The organism is Klebsiella sp. A52 (genome assembly GCF_018388785.1).
Lineage (GTDB): Bacteria > Pseudomonadota > Gammaproteobacteria > Enterobacterales > Enterobacteriaceae > Klebsiella > Klebsiella aerogenes.
Window position 1 is genome coordinate 1,095,073 of sequence record NZ_CP074437.1, and the last position, 21,969, is coordinate 1,117,041.

Consider the following 21,969-nt stretch of genomic DNA (forward strand, 5'->3'; position numbering starts at 1 on the left):
AGAGTTACTCGTCTTCCAGTTCGATGTTGATGCCCAGCGAGCGGATTTCTTTCAACAGTACGTTGAAGGATTCCGGCATGCCCGGTTCCATCTGGTGGTTGCCGTCCACGATGTTTTTATACATCTTGGTACGACCGTTCACGTCATCAGACTTAACGGTGAGCATTTCCTGCAGGGTGTAGGCCGCGCCGTATGCTTCCAGCGCCCACACTTCCATCTCACCGAAGCGCTGACCACCGAACTGCGCCTTACCACCCAGCGGCTGCTGAGTAACCAGGCTGTAAGAACCGGTGGAACGAGCGTGCATTTTGTCGTCGACCAGGTGGTTCAGTTTCAGCATGTACATGTAACCCACGGTTACCGGACGTTCGAACTGTTCACCGGTGCGGCCGTCAAACAGAGTGATCTGACCGGAAGTCGGCAGGTCGCCCAGCTGCAGCAGCTCTTTGATTTCAGCTTCTTTCGCACCGTCGAATACCGGCGTTGCGATTGGCATGCCTTTACGCAGGTTTTCAGCCAGACGCAGAACTTCTTCATCGCTGAAGGTATTCAGGTCAACTTTCTGGCGAACGTCAGCGCCCAGATCGTAAGCACGCTGGATGAATTCGCGCAGTTTCGCGACTTCTTGCTGCTGTTTCAGCATGGCGTTGATCTTATCGCCGATGCCTTTCGCAGCCATACCCAGGTGAGTTTCCAGGATCTGACCGATGTTCATACGAGACGGTACGCCCAGCGGGTTCAGTACGATATCTACCGGCGTACCGTTAGCATCGTGCGGCATATCTTCGATCGGGTTGATCTTAGAGATAACACCCTTGTTACCGTGACGACCCGCCATCTTATCACCAGGCTGGATACGGCGTTTAACGGCCAGATATACCTTAACAATCTTCAGCACGCCCGGTGCCAGATCGTCGCCTTGAGTGATTTTACGGCGTTTCGCTTCGAGTTTTTTCTCGAACTCGTGTTTCAGTTCGTCATACTGCTCAGCCAGTTGCTCCAGCTGATTTTGTTTCTCTTCGTCGGTCAGGCCCAGTTCCAGCCAGCGATCGCGCGGCAGTTTGTCGAGCTTGTCAGCTTCAACGCCACCGGCAACCAGCACAGCGTAGATACGGCTGAACAGACCAGCTTCGAGGATCTGCAGTTCTTCAGACAGGTCTTTTTTAGCCTGCTTCAGCTGCATCTCTTCGATCTCAAGAGCACGCTTGTCTTTTTCTACGCCGTCACGGGTAAACACCTGAACGTCGATAACGGTACCAGAGACACCGTTCGGTACGCGCAGAGAAGAGTCTTTAACGTCAGACGCTTTCTCACCGAAGATCGCGCGCAGCAGTTTCTCTTCCGGAGTCAGCTGGGTTTCACCTTTCGGGGTTACCTTACCAACCAGAATGTCGCCGCCGGTCACTTCCGCACCGATATAAACGATACCGGATTCATCCAGTTTAGAGAGCGCGGCTTCACCCACGTTCGGGATGTCAGCGGTGATCTCTTCCGGCCCCAGCTTGGTGTCACGGGACACGCATGCCAGTTCCTGAATGTGGATGGTGGTGAAACGGTCTTCCTGGACAACACGCTCGGATACGAGGATGGAGTCTTCGAAGTTGTAGCCGTTCCACGGCATGAACGCTACGCGCATGTTCTGACCCAGCGCCAGTTCACCGAGGTCGGTGGACGGGCCGTCGGCCAGGACGTCGCCGCGTTCAATTGGTTCACCCAGGGACACGCAAGGCATCTGGTTGATGCAGGTGTTCTGGTTAGAACGGGTGTACTTGGTCAGGTTATAGATGTCGATACCTGCTTCGCCCGGGTACATCTCGTCTTCGTTAACTTTGATAACGATACGGGAAGCATCCACGTACTGAACGGTACCGCCACGTTTAGCCACCGCAGTAACACCGGAGTCAACGGCAACAGCACGTTCCATACCGGTACCAACCAGCGGCTTATCAGCGCGCAGAGTCGGAACCGCCTGACGTTGCATGTTCGCACCCATCAATGCACGGTTGGCGTCATCGTGTTCCAGGAACGGGATCAGGGACGCACCGACGGATACCACCTGCTGGGTGGATACGTCCATGTAGTCAACCTGGTCGCGGCTGAACAAGCTGGATTCGCCTTTACTACGGCAGGTAACCAGATCTTCAACAAAGTGGCCTTCGTCATCCAGGTTGGAGTTCGCCTGAGCGATGACGTAGTTACCTTCTTCGATAGCAGACAGGTAATGAATTTCGTCGGTAACAACACCGTCGGTCACTTTACGATACGGGGTCTCAAGGAAACCGTATTCGTTAGTCTGTGCGTACACAGACAGGGAGTTGATCAGACCGATGTTCGGACCTTCAGGCGTTTCGATTGGACATACGCGACCATAGTGAGTCGGGTGTACGTCTCGAACTTCGAAGCCTGCGCGTTCACGGGTCAGACCGCCTGGGCCGAGTGCGGAGATACGACGTTTGTGCGTAATCTCAGACAGCGGGTTGTTCTGGTCCATAAACTGGGACAGCTGGCTGGAACCAAAGAACTCTTTCACTGCTGCGGAAATCGGCTTGGCGTTGATCATATCCTGAGGCATCAGGGTATCCAGATCGCCCAGAGACAGACGCTCTTTAACCGCACGCTCTACACGCACCAGGCCAACGCGGAACTGGTTTTCCGCCATTTCGCCAACGGAACGGATACGACGGTTGCCGAGGTGGTCGATATCATCGACTTCGCCTTTACCATTACGGATATCGATGAGCTTCTTCATCACTTCGATGATGTCGTCTTTGCTCAGGATACCGGAACCTTCGATTTCGTCGCGCAGCAGAGAACGGTTGAACTTCATACGACCAACCGCGGACAGATCGTAGCGGTCTTCGGAGAAGAACAGGTTCTCAAACAGGCTTTCAGCCGCTTCACGAGTCGGCGGCTCACCCGGGCGCATCATGCGGTAGATTTCTACCAGCGCGCTCAGACGATCGTTGGTTGGGTCGACGCGTACAGTTTCAGAAATGTACGGACCGTGGTCCAGATCGTTGGTGAACAGCGTTTCGATACGCTTGTGGCCGGACTGGCTCAGTTTAGCCAGCAGATCCAGGCTCAGCTCCATGTTCGCCGGGCAGATCAGTTCGCCGGTCGCTTCGTCGATGTAGTCTTTAGAAGCAACTTTACCCGCGATGTACTCAACCGGAACTTCGATATGTTTGATATCGTCTTTTTCCAGCTGGCGAATATGGCGCGCGGTAATACGACGGCCTTTCTCAACGTACACTTTACCGTTGGCTTCGATATCGAAGGAGGCGGTTTCACCGCGCAGACGCTCCGGTACCAGCTCCATCTGCAGCTTGTTGTCGCGAATTTCAAAGACCACTTTCTCGAAGAACAGGTCAAGGATCTGCTCAGTGGTGTAATTCAGCGCGCGCAGAATGATGGTTGCAGGCAGTTTACGACGACGGTCGATACGAACGAACAGGTTGTCTTTCGGGTCGAATTCGAAGTCCAGCCAGGAACCACGGTAAGGAATGATACGTGCGTTATACAGGACCTTACCGGAAGAGTGAGTCTTACCTTTGTCACTGTCAAAGAAGACGCCCGGGCTACGGTGCAGCTGAGAAACGATAACACGCTCGGTACCGTTGATAACGAAGGTACCGTTGTCGGTCATGAGCGGGATTTCGCCCATGTAGACTTCTTGTTCTTTAATGTCTTTAACGGTGCCTTCCGGCGCTTCGCGCTCGTAGATCACCAGACGCAGTTTCACGCGCAGCGGTGCGGAATACGTCACGCCACGGATCTGACATTCTTTAACATCAAAAACAGGTTCGCCCAGACGGTAGCTGACGTATTGCAGCTCTGAATTACCGCTGTAGCTCTGAATCGGGAATACGGAACGGAAGGCTGCTTCCAGACCATACTGCCCTTCAGGATCTTGCTCGATAAACTTCTGGAACGAGTCAAGCTGGATAGAAAGGAGATAAGGCACATCCAGAACTTGTGGACGTTTACCAAAATCCTTACGAATACGTTTTTTCTCGGTATAGGAGTAAACCATAGGGTTCCTCAGCTCGCTGACAAGTCGACCCATCTGCCCGGAAAGGGCAGTTTTTTATGCAACACTATTTTGTTGACCGGAAAATGGAACACTTTCCGCAATGCCTGTTGCTATCACGCTTAAACCATTTCATTGCGATTTACACAGCCCAGGAACCCTAACCTGTCGCAGTATATTAAGTCGTCGATAGAAACAAGCATTGTGAGGCAAACCAGCAGTCAAACAGTGTGAAATGCTACTGGCGCCTTACAGCGCAAAAAGGCTGGTGACTAAAAAGTCACCAGCCTCAGCCTAATTTCTCAGGCTGCAACCGGAAGGGTTGGCTTATTTAACTTCAACTTCAGCGCCAGCTTCTTCCAGAGATTTTTTCAGAGCTTCAGCGTCGTCTTTGCTGATGCCTTCTTTCAGTGCAGCCGGTGCAGATTCTACCAGGTCTTTAGCTTCTTTCAGACCCAGGCCAGTCGCGCCACGTACTGCTTTGATAACAGCAACTTTGTTAGCGCCAGCAGCTTTCAGAATTACGTCGAATTCAGTTTTTTCTTCAGCAGCTTCAGCCGGGCCAGCAGCTACAGCTACAGCAGCAGCAGCGGAAACACCGAATTTTTCTTCCATTGCAGAGATCAGCTCAACAACGTCCATTACGGACATAGCGGATACTGCTTCAATGATTTGATCTTTAGTGATAGACATTTAAATTGTTCCTGAATATCAGAATAAGTTTATACGTAAGCGAGTGCTTTACAAAGATAACTGCGATTAAGCAGCTTCTTTCGCATCGCGTACAGCAGCCAGAGTACGAACCAGTTTGCCAGCCGAAGCTTCTTTCATGGTTGCCATCAGGCGTGCAATTGCTTCTTCGTAGGTCGGCAGAGTTGCCAGGCGGTCGATTTGCGACGCCGGGATCAGCTCACCTTCAAAGGCAGCGGCTTTGACCTCAAATTTTGCATTCGCTTTCGCGAACTCTTTGAACAGACGAGCAGCAGCGCCCGGGTGTTCCATAGAGTATGCAATCAGGGTCGGACCAACAAACGTGTCTTTCAGGCACTCGAACGGAGTACCTTCAACGACGCGGCGCAGCAGGGTGTTACGAACAACACGCATGTAAACGCCAGCTTCACGACCTGCTTTACGCAGTTCAGTCATTTTATCTACAGTTACGCCACGGGAATCCGCAACTACTGCAGACAGCGCGCCTTTGGCTACTTCGCTGACTTCAGCAACAATCGCTTGTTTGTCTTGAAGATTTAAAGCCATTAGCTTTGCTCCTGGATGTTTGCCAGAGCTTATGCTCTGGAACTCACTTCACTCTATTCAACGAATAGAGCGTCTTAATACGGTGAGCAGAAACAAGCCAGAGTATCCAAAAAATAATCTTAGCGTTCTGTCACCGTCTACGCAGGGGATTAAGTTTCTTACGAAACACCTGCGGTCTTCGACGGAGGCCTGGATAGGCCAGGCTCCAACGAACAAATTCTTCCTATGACTTCGTCCTTCGAACCGTAGCGGCGTTAGCTGCTCTCGTTCACACCGGTCATGTAGTTAACTACACTCCCGCTGATTCACTCGATTGCTGCCTTGCTGCAATTCAAATGACTCGCATAGCGTCTGTCTTATTGACAGAATCGTGGGGGTAAGATTGTAGACAAAATCACCGCCCACGTAAAGGCATTAGTTTGCAGAAGCGTTCAGGCCAGCCTGATCTACTGCAACACCTGCACCCATGGTGGTGGAGATGCTAACTTTCTTGATGTACACGCCTTTAGCCTGAGTCGGTTTTGCTTTTTTCAGCGCAACCAGCAGAGCTTCCAGGTTTTCTTTCAGTTTGTCAGCGTCAAAGTCCACTTTACCGATGGTGGTGTGGATGATGCCGTTTTTGTCGTTACGATAACGAACCTGACCTGCTTTAGCGTTCTTAACCGCTTCAGCAACGTTAGGAGTTACGGTACCAACTTTCGGGTTTGGCATCAGGCCGCGCGGGCCCAGAACCTGGCCCAGCTGGCCAACAACGCGCATTGCATCCGGGGAAGCAATAACAACGTCAAAGTTCATTTCGCCTTTCTTGATCTGGTCAGCCAGATCTTCCATACCTACCAGCTCGGCGCCTGCAGCTTTAGCAGCTTCAGCGTTCGGGCCCTGTGCAAATACGGCAACGCGAACAGAACGGCCAGTACCGTGCGGCAGTACAGTTGCACCACGTACGTTCTGGTCAGATTTACGAGCATCGATGCCCAAGTTTACAGCAACGTCAACGCTTTCAACGAACTTAGCGGTCGCCAGTTCTTTCAGCAGAGAGATGGCTTCGTTGATGTCGTACTGTTTAGTTGCATCAACTTTCTCACGAATCACGGACATGCGCTTGGTCAGTTTAGCCATTTCTTAGTCCTCCACTACCAGGCCCATGGAACGTGCAGTACCTTCGATGGAGCGAGTCATCGCTTCAATGTCGGCACCAGTCATGTCGGCAGCTTTGGTCTGCGCGATTTCCTGCAGCTGAGCGCGGGAAATTTTACCAACTTTCTCTTTGTTCGGCTTACCGGAGCCGGACTTGATACCAGCCGCTTTTTTCAGCAGAACTGCTGCCGGCGGAGTTTTGGTAACGAAAGTGAAAGAACGGTCAGCGTAAACGGTGATAACAACCGGGATTGGCAGACCTTTTTCCATGGATTCAGTTTTTGCGTTGAACGCTTTGCAGAATTCCATGATGTTAACGCCCTGCTGACCCAGTGCTGGACCAACCGGCGGACTCGGGTTTGCCATACCAGCTGCAACCTGCAGCTTGACGTAGGCTTGTACTTTCTTAGCCATTCTTAAATCCTCGAATTGGGTATTAACGCTTCAGAGAAGCTCCCCGTGATTAAACATCGTTTTACGGGCCAGGCCCGTAAAAACAAAAGGCGCGAAATTGTATTCCAATTTCGCGCCCTATGCAACGATTAAATCGCTGCTTTTTTGATCGCCGGCTTACGCCTTCTCAACCTGACCGAAGTCCAGCTCTACCGGAGTCGCACGACCGAAGATAGAAACGGAAACTTTCAGGCGGGACTTCTCGTAGTCCACTTCTTCAACAACGCCGTTAAAGTCAGCAAACGGACCGTCGTTAACGCGAACCATTTCGCCCGGTTCAAACAGCGTTTTCGGACGCGGCTTATCGCCAACCTGCTGCAGACGGTTCATGATGGCATCGACTTCTTTGTCGCTGATCGGCGCCGGACGGTCGGAAGTACCGCCGATGAAGCCCATCACGCGCGGGACGCTGCGCACCAGGTGCCAGCTCGCGTCGTTCATGACCATCTGAACCAGAACGTAGCCTGGGAAGAATTTGCGTTCGCTTTTGCGACGCTGGCCGCCACGGATTTCAACCACTTCTTCGGTCGGAACCATGACTTCGCCAAACAACTCTTCCATGTTGTGTAATTTGATATGTTCACGCAGCGAAGTAGCTACGCGACCTTCAAAACCGGAAAACGCCTGAACGACGTACCAGCGCTTTTTAGGAGCTTCAGACATCTCAGAACCTCAGGCCAGTGATAAAGGATACCAGGCGAACCAGAATACCATCCAGTCCCCACAGGATCAGTGACATTACTGCAGTTACGGCAGCAACAATCAGCGTGGTGTGCAGCGTTTCCTGGCGGGTCGGCCAGATCACTTTGCGGACTTCGGTTCTCGCTTCGCGGGCGAAGGCGACAGTCGCCTTACCTTTTGTCGTTAACAGAGCGACGCCACCGGCAGCAGCGATAAGAATCACCACGGCCAGCGCACGGATCGCCAGCATAATGTCGCGATAAAGGAAGTTGCCTACGATGGCTACGATCAGCAGCACGGCAACGATAACCCACTTCAACGCTTCCAGGCCGCGCCCGCTCCCTTGAGCTTCGGTATTCGCACTCATAAACCAACCTGTCACAAGAATTCAGACAAACATCTTCGCCCCGCATTAAATGCGAGGCGACCAAACCGAAATGCTCTGCTGCGTTTCGGACTTTACGCCCTCTTCAGAGCCTGTCTCAGCAATGATTATGACAAAAAAAATCACTGATGAGCCAGGTTCTGGTGTGAAAGCGTGCAAAAAGGGCATCAAATGATGCCCTTTTATTGCGCATTGCGTCAAATGTTATCAGCGATTAGCCGAGAACTTTAGCAACCACGCCCGCGCCAACGGTACGGCCGCCTTCACGGATTGCGAAACGCAGACCGTCGTCCATCGCGATCGGGTGGATCAGGGTAACAACCATTTTGATGTTGTCGCCCGGCATTACCATCTCTACGCCTTCCGGCAGTTCGATGGTACCAGTCACGTCAGTAGTACGGAAGTAGAACTGCGGACGGTAGCCTTTGAAGAACGGAGTATGACGGCCGCCTTCATCTTTGGACAGGATGTACACTTCAGATTCGAACTTGGTGTGCGGCTTGATGCTGCCCGGCTTAGCCAGTACCTGACCACGTTCGATTTCTTCACGTTTGATACCACGCAGCAGAACGCCTACGTTCTCACCAGCACGGCCTTCGTCCAGCAGTTTGCGGAACATTTCAACGCCAGTACAGGTGGTTTTCGCGGTGTCTTTGATACCAACGATTTCAACTTCTTCACCAACTTTGATGATACCGCGCTCTACACGACCGGTAACAACGGTACCACGACCGGAGATGGAGAATACGTCTTCGATCGGCAGCAGGAACGGCTTGTCAATCGCACGCTCTGGTTCCGGGATGTAAGAATCCAGGAAGCCAGCCAGTTCGATGATTTTCGCTTCCCACTCTGCGTCGCCTTCCAGCGCTTTCAGAGCAGAACCACGAACGATCGGAGTGTCGTCGCCCGGGAAATCGTACTGAGACAGCAGTTCACGAACTTCCATCTCAACCAATTCCAGCAGCTCTTCGTCATCAACCATGTCGCATTTGTTCAGGAACACGATGATGTACGGAACGCCTACCTGACGACCCAGCAGGATGTGCTCACGAGTCTGCGGCATCGGGCCGTCAGTCGCAGCAACAACCAGGATCGCGCCGTCCATCTGAGCAGCACCGGTGATCATGTTTTTAACATAGTCGGCGTGGCCCGGGCAGTCTACGTGCGCGTAGTGGCGAGTCGGGGTGTCATATTCAACGTGGGAAGTGTTGATGGTGATACCACGAGCTTTTTCTTCCGGCGCGTTATCGATCTGGTCGAATGCGCGAGCAGCACCGCCGTAGGTTTTAGCCAGTACGGTAGTGATTGCAGCGGTCAGCGTTGTTTTACCATGGTCAACGTGGCCGATAGTACCGACGTTAACGTGCGGTTTTGTACGTTCAAACTTTTCTTTAGACATCGATTGTCCCTCTAAGACACGGATAAATCGGTGATATCACCACATCAACCAGGCAACATGCCCGACTTGTTGAATGCAATAAACAGAGAGAAACAGGGAAGGAGAGATAAAGAAGTGGTGCTGATACCCAGAGTCGAACTGGGGACCTCACCCTTACCAAGGGTGCGCTCTACCAACTGAGCCATATCAGCACGTCTGGAGCGGGCAGCGGGAATCGAACCCGCATCATCAGCTTGGAAGGCTGAGGTAATAGCCATTATACGATGCCCGCATCCTGAAACTCGGCTACCCAGTTCTTTCTGTAACAAAAAAGAGATTACTCTCTTTAATGTTGAGCTGATTAGTTTACCCAACCAACTCCGGCTACGCAAAGCGTCGCCCGAAAGTGGTGGTGGGGGAAGGATTCGAACCTTCGAAGTCGATGACGGCAGATTTACAGTCTGCTCCCTTTGGCCGCTCGGGAACCCCACCCAAATTGTTATGGTGCCGACTACCGGAATCGAACTGGTGACCTACTGATTACAAGTCAGTTGCTCTACCTACTGAGCTAAGTCGGCATCAAGTAGCGCGCATTCTAGGGAGACCTGCGAGTTCATGCAACTAAAAATTTGCATAAAACGTTCTCTTGCTCACATTTTGTGCTCTTACGCGAAAAAACGGTGTAATTTCAAACAATGGAGTGCAAAAAAAGCGCATTCCTCAACGCAGAATTTGTTTCGCTGCGCCTGTCAGATACAAGAATGACGGTTTTTTCACCTGGAAATCCTGGTGGCAGGCGCGATCGCTAACCTGCAAAGATAGCAGACTCGCTTTCTCCCCTCTTTCTACTTATTCATCACTTGTGATGCTGCTATGAGAAAGCGCCCTTCGATGAGTTTTTTTCTTATTATTCCCGGCATTCTGGTGTTACCCTCCTGCCCATTGTCCTGATTAACTAGTGTGAAGCATCACCGCTACCTCTTTTTCGGTGATAGTAAGAACATGCTTATGAGCAAAAAAGAGCAGACGTTAATGACACCCTATCTACAATTTAACCGCAACCAATGGGCTGCACTTCGTGATTCCGTTCCGATGACGCTGACAGAGGAAGAAATCGCGCGGTTAAAAGGCATCAACGAAGATCTTTCGCTGGAAGAAGTCGCCGAGATCTATTTGCCGCTGTCACGTTTGCTCAATTTCTATATCAGTTCCAACCTGCGTCGCCAGGCGGTGCTTGAACAATTCCTTGGTACCAACGGCCAGCGTATCCCTTACATCATCAGTATTGCAGGTAGTGTTGCGGTTGGTAAAAGTACAACAGCGCGTGTTTTACAGGCGCTGCTTAGCCGCTGGCCTGAACATCGCCATGTAGAACTGATTACTACCGATGGCTTCTTACATCCTAACTCGGTGTTAAAGGAACGCGGCCTGATGAAGAAAAAGGGCTTCCCGCAGTCGTATGATATGCATCGGCTGGTGAAGTTTGTTTCTGATCTGAAATCTGGCGTACCCAGCGCAACCGCGCCGGTCTATTCCCATCTGATTTATGATGTTATTCCTGATGGCGATAAAACCGTTGCTCAACCGGATATTCTTATTCTGGAAGGTTTGAACGTTCTGCAGAGCGGAATGGATTATCCACACGATCCCCATCATGTATTTGTTTCTGACTTTGTCGATTTCTCTATTTACGTCGATGCGCCGGAAGACTTATTAAAGAACTGGTATATCAATCGCTTCCTGAAATTCCGTGAAGGAGCTTTTACCGATCCGGATTCTTATTTCCATAATTACGCCAAACTTTCAAAAGACGAAGCGGTTAATATTGCCACTTCATTATGGAATGAGATCAACCTACTGAACTTAAAAGAAAATATATTACCAACCAGAGAGCGTGCCAGCTTGATTATGACGAAGAGCGCAAATCACTCGGTCGATCAAGTTCGCCTACGGAAATAAAAAAGGGAGCGCAAGCTCCCTTCTGTTTATTCTGCGCTACGCAGCGATATCTCGCCCCCAACCCATGGTTTAATTACCCCATCCTGCTCGAGTAATAATGCCCCTTGAGCATCAATTCCGCGAGAAATACCAAATATTTCCTTATCGCCAATAATCAGCTTCACCGGCCGATTGATAAAGTTATCCAGTTTTTCCCAACGTGGCAGGTAAGGTGTTAAACCTTCCTGCTCGAATAGTTGCAAACCGCTACGTAATGCTTTCACCAGACGCGCCGTCAGGGTGTTACGGTCAATGAAGACTCCCGCCTCCTGTAAGCTGATCCACCCCTGATTGACAACATCAGACTCAACCCGGCGCATCACGAGATTGATACCAGCACCGCTGACGATCTGCGCGGCATCACCGGTTTTGCCTGTCAGTTCTACCAGGATACCGGACAACTTGCGGTCCTGCAGATAGATATCATTCGGCCATTTGACCCGAACGTTATCCGCCCCCAGGCTCTGCAGTACTTCCGCAATCACAATACCGATTACCAGGCTCAAACCAATCGCAGCGGCAGGGCCTTGCTCCAGACGCCAGTACATGGAGAGATAAAGATTGGCCCCAAACGGTGAGAACCACTTACGCCCGCGGCGGCCACGACCAGCCTGCTGATATTCAGCGACACAGGCATCACCTGACTCCAGTTCGTCCAGACGATCCAGCAAATACTGGTTGGTGGAGTCAATCACCGGCAGCACGGTAACACGACCTTGTTCAATCTGGCCGGCAATCTTTTGCTCATCCAGCAATTCAATCGGCTCAGGGAGGCTATAGCCCTTCCCTGGTACGGTAAACACATCAACCCCCCAGTCGCGGAGCGTCTGCATATGCTTGTTAATTGCCGCGCGGCTCATCCCCAGGCGTTCGCCGAGCTGTTCGCCAGAGTGAAACTCGCCATCCGCCAGAATAGAGATAAGCGTCAGGGGTACGGTATTGTCTTTCATGCAATCACCTCTTCCGCGTTCACTTCACCCTGCTCTCCGATGAAGCGCACTTCAGGCTGTAGCCAAACGTTAAATTTCTCGCCAACCTGCTGGCGGACATAGTGGGCTAACCCTACGACATCATCGCTTGTCGCCTGGTTATCGTTGATCAGCACCAACGCCTGCTGACGGTGAACTGCCGCCCCGCCGATAGTTTTACCTTTTAGCTGGCACTGATCGATAAGCCAACCGGCCGCCAGCTTAACGCTGCCGTCAGCCTGTGGATAATGTGGCGCGCCAGGGAATGCAGCCAGCAATTCCTGAGCAACCTGAGCACTGACGACCGGGTTCTTAAAGAAGCTGCCGGCATTACCATTTACTTTCGGATCCGGTAACTTGGTCATACGCATATGGCAAACCGCATCAAATACCTGGCGGGGGGTAACAGTTTGCGCATCGAGACGAGTTAAATCCCCGTAGGTCAACACGGGACGCCACGCTTTTTCCAGCCGTAGTCCAACAGCCACTATCGCGTAACGATCCTGATATTCATGTTTGAAAATACTGTCGCGATAGCCGAAACGGCACTCTGCGGCAGAAAGGCGCTGCTTGCGACCTGTTTCGAGTTCGATACAGTCTACGTATTCACATACTCGCTGCAGTTCGACGCCATAGGCACCAATATTTTGAATTGGTGAAGACCCCGCGCAGCCAGGAATTAAGGCCAGGTTTTCCAGCCCAGGCATTCCATTTTCCAGCGCAAATTGCACCAGTTGATGCCAGTTTTCGCCGGCGCCAACGTGCAAACGCCAGGCTTCAGACGTTTCGCTTACCTCGATCCCCATGATGCGGTTGATGATCACCGTGCCGGAATAGTCTTTCAGGAATAGAACGTTGCTTCCTTCTCCAAGGATCAGACAAGGTTGGTGTTCTGCAGCGGCGGCTTGCCAGGCAGCCAGCAACTGTTGTTCATTTTCAGCAAGTACAATTGCTTTGGCAGAATGGTTAATGCCAAAGGTATTCCAGGGTTTGAGGGAGAGGTTCATAGTGGCTTCCTGATGCAAAATCAGCATTAGTTTACCGTATATAGCGAGGGAAGGCTTGCCTGAATAATACCGGTTCAGGGCCGGGTTCTACTCATGATGGGCGTTAATGAATGGCGCTGGCAGGGAGGATGTTTCCCCGGAGGCGGTGCTGCGCACCTTTTCCGGGCTACGGAGTCTGTCGCCCCGGTAAGCGCAGCGCCACCGGGGGAGATGGCGGCGCGTCTGGCCGCAAAACACCAAAACAAAAGGCCCGGCCTTCCGACTGAGCCTTTGTTTACGTTGCTATGGCAGCGGCTTTCCCCGGAGGCGGTGCTGCGCACCTTTTCCGGGCTACGGGCCTGTAGCCCCGGTAAGCGCAGCGCCACCGGGGGTGATGGCGGCGCGTCTGGCCGCAAAACACAAAAACAAAAGGCCCAGTCTTTCGACCGAGCCTTTCGCTTTATTTGATGCCTGGCAGTTCCCTACTCTCACATGGGGAGACCCCACACTACCATCGGCGCTACGGCGTTTCACTTCTGAGTTCGGCATGGGGTCAGGTGGGACCACCGCGCTATCGCCGCCAGGCAAATTCTGTTTTACCAGCCCGTCTTATCGACGCACTGATTAATCTGTATCACGCTGAAAATCATCTCAAATCCGCCAAAACAGCTTCGGCGTTGTAAGGTTAAGCCTCACGGTTCATTAGTATCGGTTAGCTCAACGTATCGCTACGCTTACACACCCGACCTATCAACGTCATCGTCTTTAACGTTCCTTCAGGAGACTTAAAGTCTCAGGGAGAACTCATCTCGGGGCAAGTTTCGTGCTTAGATGCTTTCAGCACTTATCTCTTCCGCATTTAGCTACCGGGCAATGCCATTGGCATGACAACCCGAACACCAGTGATGCGTCCACTCCGGTCCTCTCGTACTAGGAGCAGCCCCCCTCAATTCTCCAGCGCCCACGGCAGATAGGGACCGAACTGTCTCACGACGTTCTAAACCCAGCTCGCGTACCACTTTAAATGGCGAACAGCCATACCCTTGGGACCTACTTCAGCCCCAGGATGTGATGAGCCGACATCGAGGTGCCAAACACCGCCGTCGATATGAACTCTTGGGCGGTATCAGCCTGTTATCCCCGGAGTACCTTTTATCCGTTGAGCGATGGCCCTTCCATTCAGAACCACCGGATCACTATGACCTGCTTTCGCACCTGCTCGCGCCGTCACGCTCGCAGTCAAGCTAGCTTATGCCATTGCACTAACCTCCTGATGTCCGACCAGGATTAGCTAACCTTCGTGCTCCTCCGTTACTCTTTGGGAGGAGACCGCCCCAGTCAAACTACCCACCAGACACTGTCCGCAACCCCGATAAGGGGCCAACGTTAGAACATCAAACATTAAAGGGTGGTATTTCAAGGTTGGCTCCACGCAGACTGGCGTCCACGCTTCAAAGCCTCCCACCTATCCTACACATCAAGGCTCAATGTTCAGTGTCAAGCTATAGTAAAGGTTCACGGGGTCTTTCCGTCTTGCCGCGGGTACACTGCATCTTCACAGCGAGTTCAATTTCACTGAGTCTCGGGTGGAGACAGCCTGGCCATCATTACGCCATTCGTGCAGGTCGGAACTTACCCGACAAGGAATTTCGCTACCTTAGGACCGTTATAGTTACGGCCGCCGTTTACCGGGGCTTCGATCAAGAGCTTCTCCTTACGGATAACCCCATCAATTAACCTTCCGGCACCGGGCAGGCGTCACACCGTATACGTCCACTTTCGTGTTTGCACAGTGCTGTGTTTTTAATAAACAGTTGCAGCCAGCTGGTATCTTCGACTGATTTCAGCTCCACCCGCAGGGGCTTCACCTACATATCAGCGTGCCTTCTCCCGAAGTTACGGCACCATTTTGCCTAGTTCCTTCACCCGAGTTCTCTCAAGCGCCTTGGTATTCTCTACCTGACCACCTGTGTCGGTTTGGGGTACGATTTGATGTTACCTGATGCTTAGAGGCTTTTCCTGGAAGCAGGGCATTTGTTACTTCAGCACCGTAGTGCCTCGTCATCACACCTCAGCGTTAAAAAGGTACCGGATTTACCTGGAACCTCCGCCTACATGCTTAAACCGGGACAACCGTCGCCCGGCTAACATAGCCTTCTCCGTCCCCCCTTCGCAGTAACACCAAGTACAGGAATATTAACCTGTTTCCCATCGACTACGCCTTTCGGCCTCGCCTTAGGGGTCGACTCACCCTGCCCCGATTAACGTTGGACAGGAACCCTTGGTCTTCCGGCGTGCGGGCTTTTCACCCGCATTATCGTTACTTATGTCAGCATTCGCACTTCTGATACCTCCAGCAACCCTCACAGGCCACCTTCGCAGGCTTACAGAACGCTCCCCTACCCAACAACACATAGTGTCGCTGCCGCAGCTTCGGTGCACAGTTTAGCCCCGTTACATCTTCCGCGCAGGCCGACTCGACCAGTGAGCTATTACGCTTTCTTTAAATGATGGCTGCTTCTAAGCCAACATCCTGGCTGTCTGTGCCTTCCCACATCGTTTCCCACTTAACTGTGACTTTGGGACCTTAGCTGGCGGTCTGGGTTGTTTCCCTCTTCACGACGGACGTTAGCACCCGCCGTGTGTCTCCCGTGATAACATTCTTCGGTATTCGTAGTTTGCATCGGGTTGGTAAGTCGGGATGACCCCCTAGCCGAAACAGTGCTCTACCCCCGAAGATGAATTCACGAGGCGCTACCTAAATAGCTTTCGGGGAGAACCAGCTATCTCCCGGTTTGATTGGCCTTTCACCCCCAGCCACAAGTCATCCGCTAATTTTTCAACATTAGTCGGTTCGGTCCTCCAGTTAGTGTTACCCAACCTTCAACCTGCCCATGGCTAGATCACCGGGTTTCGGGTCTATACCCTGCAACTTAACGCCCAGTTAAGACTCGGTTTCCCTGCGGCTCCCCTATACGGTTAACCTTGCTACAGAATATAAGTCGCTGACCCATTATACAAAAGGTACGCAGTCACACCCGAAGGTGCTCCCACTGCTTGTACGTACACGGTTTCAGGTTCTTTTTCACTCCCCTCGCCGGGGTTCTTTTCGCCTTTCCCTCACGGTACTGGTTCACTATCGGTCAGTCAGGAGTATTTAGCCTTGGAGGATGGTCCCCCCATATTCAGACAGGATACCACGTGTCCCGCCCTACTCTTCGAGTTCACAACCTGTGCATTTTGGTGTACGGGACTATCACCCTGTACCGTCGGACTTTCCAGACCGTTCCACTAACACACAAGCTGATTCAGACTCTGGGCTGCTCCCCGTTCGCTCGCCGCTACTGGGGGAATCTCGGTTGATTTCTTTTCCTCGGGGTACTTAGATGTTTCAGTTCCCCCGGTTCGCCTCGTTAACCTATGTATTCAGTTAACGATAGTGTGACGAATCACACTGGGTTTCCCCATTCGGACATCGCCGGCTATAACGGTTCATATCACCTTACCGACGCTTTTCGCAGATTAGCACGTCCTTCATCGCCTCTGACTGCCAGGGCATCCACCGTGTACGCTTAGTCGCTTAACCTCACAACCCGAAGATGTTTCACTTCTGATTGCGAAAATTTGAGAGACTCGAACACACATTGACTGTGTGTCGTTTCAATTTTCAGCTTGATCCAGATTTTTAAAGAGCAAAACTTCGCAGTGAACCTTTTCAGGTACACTCTGAAGTTTTCTTGTTTTTTGCAGTAATGATGGTGGAGCTATGCGGGATCGAACCGCAGACCTCCTGCGTGCAAAGCAGGCGCTCTCCCAGCTGAGCTATAGCCCCATCGAATGAATCTCTTTTAACCTTAATTCGTTTTCGGGCGCGGCGTGGTGAAGTGAAGCATACTGAAGTATGCGAACTTTGCCACAACAAAGCACGAGAGCGAATTTGGTAGGCCTGAGTGGACTTGAACCACCGACCTCACCCTTATCAGGGGTGCGCTCTAACCACCTGAGCTACAAGCCTGCAGAGATTACTTACTGCTGTATTTTCATCAGACAATCTGTGTGGACACTACAAAGGCAGGTTCTTTAAGGTAAGGAGGTGATCCAACCGCAGGTTCCCCTACGGTTACCTTGTTACGACTTCACCCCAGTCATGAATCACAAAGTGGTAAGCGCCCTCCCGAAGGTTAAGCTACCTACTTCTTTTGCAACCCACTCCCATGGTGTGACGGGCGGTGTGTACAAGGCCCGGGAACGTATTCACCGTAGCATTCTGATCTACGATTACTAGCGATTCCGACTTCATGGAGTCGAGTTGCAGACTCCAATCCGGACTACGACATACTTTATGAGGTCCGCTTGCTCTCGCGAGGTCGCTTCTCTTTGTATATGCCATTGTAGCACGTGTGTAGCCCTACTCGTAAGGGCCATGATGACTTGACGTCATCCCCACCTTCCTCCAGTTTATCACTGGCAGTCTCCTTTGAGTTCCCGGCCGGACCGCTGGCAACAAAGGATAAGGGTTGCGCTCGTTGCGGGACTTAACCCAACATTTCACAACACGAGCTGACGACAGCCATGCAGCACCTGTCTCAGAGTTCCCGAAGGCACCAAAGCATCTCTGCTAAGTTCTCTGGATGTCAAGAGTAGGTAAGGTTCTTCGCGTTGCATCGAATTAAACCACATGCTCCACCGCTTGTGCGGGCCCCCGTCAATTCATTTGAGTTTTAACCTTGCGGCCGTACTCCCCAGGCGGTCGACTTAACGCGTTAGCTCCGGAAGCCACGCCTCAAGGGCACAACCTCCAAGTCGACATCGTTTACGGCGTGGACTACCAGGGTATCTAATCCTGTTTGCTCCCCACGCTTTCGCACCTGAGCGTCAGTCTTTGTCCAGGGGGCCGCCTTCGCCACCGGTATTCCTCCAGATCTCTACGCATTTCACCGCTACACCTGGAATTCTACCCCCCTCTACAAGACTCTAGCCTGCCAGTTTCGAATGCAGTTCCCAGGTTGAGCCCGGGGATTTCACATCCGACTTGACAGACCGCCTGCGTGCGCTTTACGCCCAGTAATTCCGATTAACGCTTGCACCCTCCGTATTACCGCGGCTGCTGGCACGGAGTTAGCCGGTGCTTCTTCTGCGAGTAACGTCAATCGCCAAGGTTATTAACCTTAACGCCTTCCTCCTCGCTGAAAGTACTTTACAACCCGAAGGCCTTCTTCATACACGCGGCATGGCTGCATCAGGCTTGCGCCCATTGTGCAATATTCCCCACTGCTGCCTCCCGTAGGAGTCTGGACCGTGTCTCAGTTCCAGTGTGGCTGGTCATCCTCTCAGACCAGCTAGGGATCGTCGCCTAGGTGAGCCATTACCCCACCTACTAGCTAATCCCATCTGGGCACATCTGATGGCATGAGGCCCGAAGGTCCCCCACTTTGGTCTTGCGACGTTATGCGGTATTAGCTACCGTTTCCAGTAGTTATCCCCCTCCATCAGGCAGTTTCCCAGACATTACTCACCCGTCCGCCGCTCGTCACCCGAGAGCAAGCTCTCTGTGCTACCGCTCGACTTGCATGTGTTAGGCCTGCCGCCAGCGTTCAATCTGAGCCATGATCAAACTCTTCAATTTAAGTTTGATGCTCGTGAATTAAACTTCGTAATGAATTACGTATGTTCACTCAGAGACTTGGTATTCATTTTTCGTCCGAGGACGTTAAGAATCCATGTCACTTTGAGTGCCCACACAGATTGTCTGATAAATTGTTAAAGAGCAGTGCCGCTTCGTTTTTCGCTGCGGCGCGGGGTGTGCATATTACGCTTTCCCGCCTCAGAGTCAAGCATTTATTTTTGCTTTTCTCCGCGAGGTTCTCACCGGAACCCCGCTGACCCGGCGGCTTGTTTGCCGTTGTTCCGTGTCAGTGGAGGCGCATTATAGGGAGTTCTGAGACGTTGACAAGCCCTGTTTTCAAAAAACTTTTCAACCGTCTTTTTTTTGCGCAAAACGCCATTAAAGCGGTAGTTTTTCCAGCGTTTCAAAGCCGTAACGCTGTAAAACGGGTAAAAGCTGTTCAGTATCCGGGGTCATCGCCATGCAAAAAGCCTTATTGGCATCATTCGATTTGGCATCCGGCGCTTCATGCTCCAGCAGCCAGGCGGTGCGTCGAGCAATCGCCGCGCCGGAATCGATAAACCGCGTTCCTTCCGGCATAACCTGTTGCAGTTCTTCCGCCAGTAGTGGGAAGTGCGTACAACCTAATACGACCGTATCGGGCGGTTCCTGCATCCGTAGCCACGGGCGCAGAATTCGACGCAGCTCTTCTAACGGTACCGCTTCGCCGTGCAGCTTCGCCTCTGCCAGTTCCACCAGCTCAGCGGAACCCAGCATTTCGATGCGGCACTCATTGGCAAAGCGGTCAATGAGTTCACGGGTATAAGGACGCTTGACGGTACCGCGCGTCGCCAGCAGGCCAACAATGCCGTTTGCCGTTAAGCGCGCGGCAGGCTTAATTGCCGGCACCACGCCGACCACCGGGAAAGCGAACTTTTCACGTAGGGCTGGCAGGGAAACGGTACTGGCGGTATTACAGGCGATGACCGCCAGCGCCAGAGGATAGCGTTGCTGAACGGCAGTCACGATCTCAACAACACGCTCAACGATAAACTCTTCGCTCTTCTCGCCATACGGGAAAGCAACGTTATCGAAAGCATAAATGTAATGTAGATCCGGCAGCAGCTGCCGAATCTCGTTATATACCGACAACCCACCGACGCCGGAATCAAACACCAGCACGGTGGGACGTGGATCAGAAGGTGTAGCTGCCAGACAAGGTGTATTCCCGTCCTGCAGTTTGGTAGCCATATACTGTCTCGTAATCTTTATCGAACAGGTTGGCTATTTTACCACGAACTGTGAGATGTGAGGTGACTGGATACGAAACTGCGAGATCCCACAAGCTTACGCCGCCCAACTTAACGCTCTCAGGCGCATAGGTTACCGGGTCGTAAGTGTTGTCATAACGGGTGCCAAGATAATGATAGGTCACACCCCAGTCGAAATCATAAATCTGCCAGTCCAGCTGGTATTTCACCTGCTGTTTTGCCCGGCGCACCAGCAGCTCGTTGGTTTTCGCATCACGCGCATCGACATAGTCATAGCTGATGCTGTGCGCCAGCGGCCCGGTATCAAACGACGCCGTCGCTTCAATACCTTTAATACGCGCCTTGCCGACGTTGTAATATTTCATCAGCTGCGAGTCGTAGTCGATCAGATTGTCGATGTCGTTACGATATCCGGACAGGCGCCATGTCACCCCAGACGTCAGGCCTTCAAAGGCCCCTTCCCACTGCTTGCTCTCTTCCGGGTCGAGATTCTGATTACCATAGAAGCCGTACAACTGGCCGAGATTCGGCGCTTTGTAGGCGGTGCCATAAGAGGCGATAAAGCGGTAGCCGTCGATAAACTCCCACGCGGCGCTGCTCTGCCAGGTACCGTGCTGGCCAAACTGCGAGTTATCATCGCTACGCGCCGCCCCTTCCAGGGTGAAATCGCCCAACTTTTGCAAGCCGGTGATAAACAGGCCGGTATTACGGATTTCATAGCCATCGGTCACATAGTTCGTGCCAGGCTCGGTGGTTTGTTTCTGCCAGTCGATTCCGGCGCCCACGTTGCCGTGGCCAACATCGACCGTGTTCGCCCACTGCACATTGTACTGTTTCACTTCATCCAGCGTCGCCGAGGTGTCATAGCGCCCCAGTCGCGGATCGTAATTGTAGTCCTTGCTGTGGCTATAGCTGGAAGTCAGCTGCGAGTGGAAGATATCCTGATTAAAACGCAGGCCGGCATCCCAGGTCTGGCTATACAGCTGGCGAGTGTCGACTAATACGCCGCCATAAGGAGAGCCATCATAGGCCGTCCGGTTGTCATAACCATATCCGCGCACAAAGCCGCTCCACTCATTGGAGAAGCTATGCTCCAGCGCGCCGTAGATCGTTTTGCTCATAAAGCCATCGCGATCCGGCTGGCGAACGCCGCCGGTATTGCCTTCCGCGACAACATCAAAGCCTTTGGTATAGGTATAGTCGCCCGCCAGGGTGACGCGGGTATGACCGCCGAAAGTCTGCTGCGTGCTGCCGCCGTAGTTCTGGTAGCCATTTGAACCCACGCCGGCATTGAGCGTGGTGCCGTCCTGGTCGCGAGTGGTAATAATGTTCACCACCCCGCCAATCGCGTCTGAACCGTAGACCGCCGAGCGCGGGCCGCGAACGTATTCAATGCGCTGTACCAGAGCGATAGGGAACTGGCTTAAGTCGGAAGAGCCGCTGACGCCCGCCTGATTCAGACGTACGCCATCCACCAGGATTAAGACATGGCTGGAGTTGGTACCGCGTACGAAAAGAGAGCTCTGCTGCCCCATGCCGCCGTTTTGCGCGATGTCCACGCCCGGCAGGCGGCGCATCACATCGGTGAGAGAGGTTGACTGCCAGCGATCGATATCCTGCCGCGTCACCACGCTCACCGGCGCCAGCACGGTCTCGATAGGTTGCGCCACACGGTTTGCCGTCACCACTAACGTATTTGAATTGCTGTCCTGCGCCCAGCCGGAAAATGCCGTGACGGATAAAGCCGTCATCAGCGAAGCTTTTTTAATCATTGTAAAAGCATCCATAATATAGAGAGGATGCCGCCGGCTCTATCAGTA

13 protein-coding genes, 6 tRNA genes and 3 rRNA genes are annotated in these 21,969 nt (G+C 52.4%); 1 reads left to right on the plus strand and 21 read right to left on the minus strand.

All coding sequences use genetic code 11. From position 1 onward, the window contains the following. Positions 1-4: 4 nt before the first annotated feature. The 12 genes from rpoB to KGA69_RS05130 form a co-directional block, all read right to left on the minus strand. Positions 5-4,033: a DNA-directed RNA polymerase subunit beta gene (rpoB, locus tag KGA69_RS05075; protein WP_015704004.1), complete on the minus strand. Its 4,029-nt coding sequence runs from the start codon at positions 4,031-4,033 to the stop codon at positions 5-7. Between the two features lie 324 nt (positions 4,034-4,357). Further along, positions 4,358-4,723, minus strand: a complete 366-nt coding sequence (gene rplL, locus KGA69_RS05080) for a 50S ribosomal protein L7/L12 (RefSeq protein WP_003033114.1) — start codon at positions 4,721-4,723, stop codon at positions 4,358-4,360. A 66-nt stretch (positions 4,724-4,789) separates the two neighbouring features. Then, positions 4,790-5,287 (minus strand): 50S ribosomal protein L10, encoded by a 498-nt coding sequence (gene rplJ, locus KGA69_RS05085; protein WP_004097644.1) that lies wholly within the window; start codon positions 5,285-5,287, stop codon positions 4,790-4,792. A 414-nt stretch (positions 5,288-5,701) separates the two neighbouring features. Next, positions 5,702-6,406, minus strand: coding sequence for a 50S ribosomal protein L1 (rplA, locus tag KGA69_RS05090; RefSeq protein WP_015368826.1), 705 nt, complete (start codon positions 6,404-6,406; stop codon positions 5,702-5,704). Between the two features lie 3 nt (positions 6,407-6,409). Beyond that, a complete protein-coding gene (gene rplK, locus KGA69_RS05095) occupies positions 6,410-6,838 on the minus strand; it encodes a 50S ribosomal protein L11 (RefSeq protein WP_020079906.1) in 429 nt (142 codons plus the stop codon). A 156-nt stretch (positions 6,839-6,994) separates the two neighbouring features. Further along, positions 6,995-7,540: a transcription termination/antitermination protein NusG gene (gene nusG / locus KGA69_RS05100; protein ID WP_007665882.1), complete on the minus strand. Its 546-nt coding sequence runs from the start codon at positions 7,538-7,540 to the stop codon at positions 6,995-6,997. Position 7,541: 1 nt separating this feature from the next. Continuing rightward, complete coding sequence (gene secE, locus KGA69_RS05105) at positions 7,542-7,925, minus strand: preprotein translocase subunit SecE (protein WP_015368827.1); 384 nt, start codon at positions 7,923-7,925, stop codon at positions 7,542-7,544. A 232-nt stretch (positions 7,926-8,157) separates the two neighbouring features. Beyond that, positions 8,158-9,342: an elongation factor Tu gene (gene tuf, locus KGA69_RS05110; RefSeq protein ID WP_015368828.1), complete on the minus strand. Its 1,185-nt coding sequence runs from the start codon at positions 9,340-9,342 to the stop codon at positions 8,158-8,160. A 115-nt stretch (positions 9,343-9,457) separates the two neighbouring features. Further along, a tRNA-Thr gene (locus KGA69_RS05115) sits at positions 9,458-9,533 on the minus strand. A gap of 5 nt (positions 9,534-9,538) precedes the next feature. Further along, positions 9,539-9,613 (minus strand) — tRNA-Gly (locus KGA69_RS05120). Positions 9,614-9,728: 115 nt separating this feature from the next. Beyond that, a tRNA-Tyr gene (locus KGA69_RS05125) sits at positions 9,729-9,813 on the minus strand. Positions 9,814-9,823: 10 nt separating this feature from the next. Beyond that, positions 9,824-9,899, minus strand: a tRNA-Thr gene (locus KGA69_RS05130). Positions 9,900-10,329: 430 nt separating this feature from the next. Here KGA69_RS05130 and coaA point away from each other — a divergent pair. Continuing rightward, a complete protein-coding gene (coaA, locus tag KGA69_RS05135; RefSeq protein ID WP_045398338.1) occupies positions 10,330-11,280 on the plus strand; it encodes a type I pantothenate kinase in 951 nt (316 codons plus the stop codon). A gap of 26 nt (positions 11,281-11,306) precedes the next feature. On the opposite strand, the gene birA is transcribed toward coaA, so the two are convergent. The 9 genes from birA to btuB all read right to left on the minus strand — a co-directional run bounded on the left by birA (position 11,307) and on the right by btuB (position 21,921). Continuing rightward, positions 11,307-12,269, minus strand: a complete 963-nt coding sequence (gene birA, locus KGA69_RS05140) for a bifunctional biotin--[acetyl-CoA-carboxylase] ligase/biotin operon repressor BirA (RefSeq protein ID WP_047067120.1) — start codon at positions 12,267-12,269, stop codon at positions 11,307-11,309. Then, positions 12,266-13,294, minus strand: a complete 1,029-nt coding sequence (murB, locus tag KGA69_RS05145) for a UDP-N-acetylmuramate dehydrogenase (RefSeq protein WP_049060541.1) — start codon at positions 13,292-13,294, stop codon at positions 12,266-12,268. The genes birA and murB overlap by 4 nt, the downstream gene beginning before the upstream one ends. A gap of 448 nt (positions 13,295-13,742) precedes the next feature. Further along, positions 13,743-13,858: ribosomal RNA gene (gene rrf, locus KGA69_RS05150) — 5S ribosomal RNA — on the minus strand. Between the two features lie 96 nt (positions 13,859-13,954). Beyond that, a 23S ribosomal RNA gene (locus KGA69_RS05155) occupies positions 13,955-16,859 on the minus strand. Positions 16,860-17,029: 170 nt separating this feature from the next. Beyond that, positions 17,030-17,105, minus strand: a tRNA-Ala gene (locus tag KGA69_RS05160). A gap of 106 nt (positions 17,106-17,211) precedes the next feature. After that, positions 17,212-17,288 (minus strand) — tRNA-Ile (locus KGA69_RS05165). A gap of 71 nt (positions 17,289-17,359) precedes the next feature. Then, a 16S ribosomal RNA gene (locus KGA69_RS05170) occupies positions 17,360-18,899 on the minus strand. Together the 16S, 23S and 5S rRNA genes with 2 tRNA genes alongside form the textbook arrangement of a ribosomal RNA operon. Before the next feature lie 378 nt (positions 18,900-19,277). Beyond that, entirely contained in the window at positions 19,278-20,129 is an 852-nt protein-coding gene (gene murI / locus KGA69_RS05175) for a glutamate racemase (RefSeq protein ID WP_049060453.1), read from the minus strand. Further along, a complete protein-coding gene (gene btuB / locus KGA69_RS05180) occupies positions 20,074-21,921 on the minus strand; it encodes a TonB-dependent vitamin B12 receptor BtuB (RefSeq protein ID WP_047078374.1) in 1,848 nt (615 codons plus the stop codon). Before btuB ends, murI begins: the two co-directional genes overlap by 56 nt. Positions 21,922-21,969 lie beyond the last annotated feature (48 nt).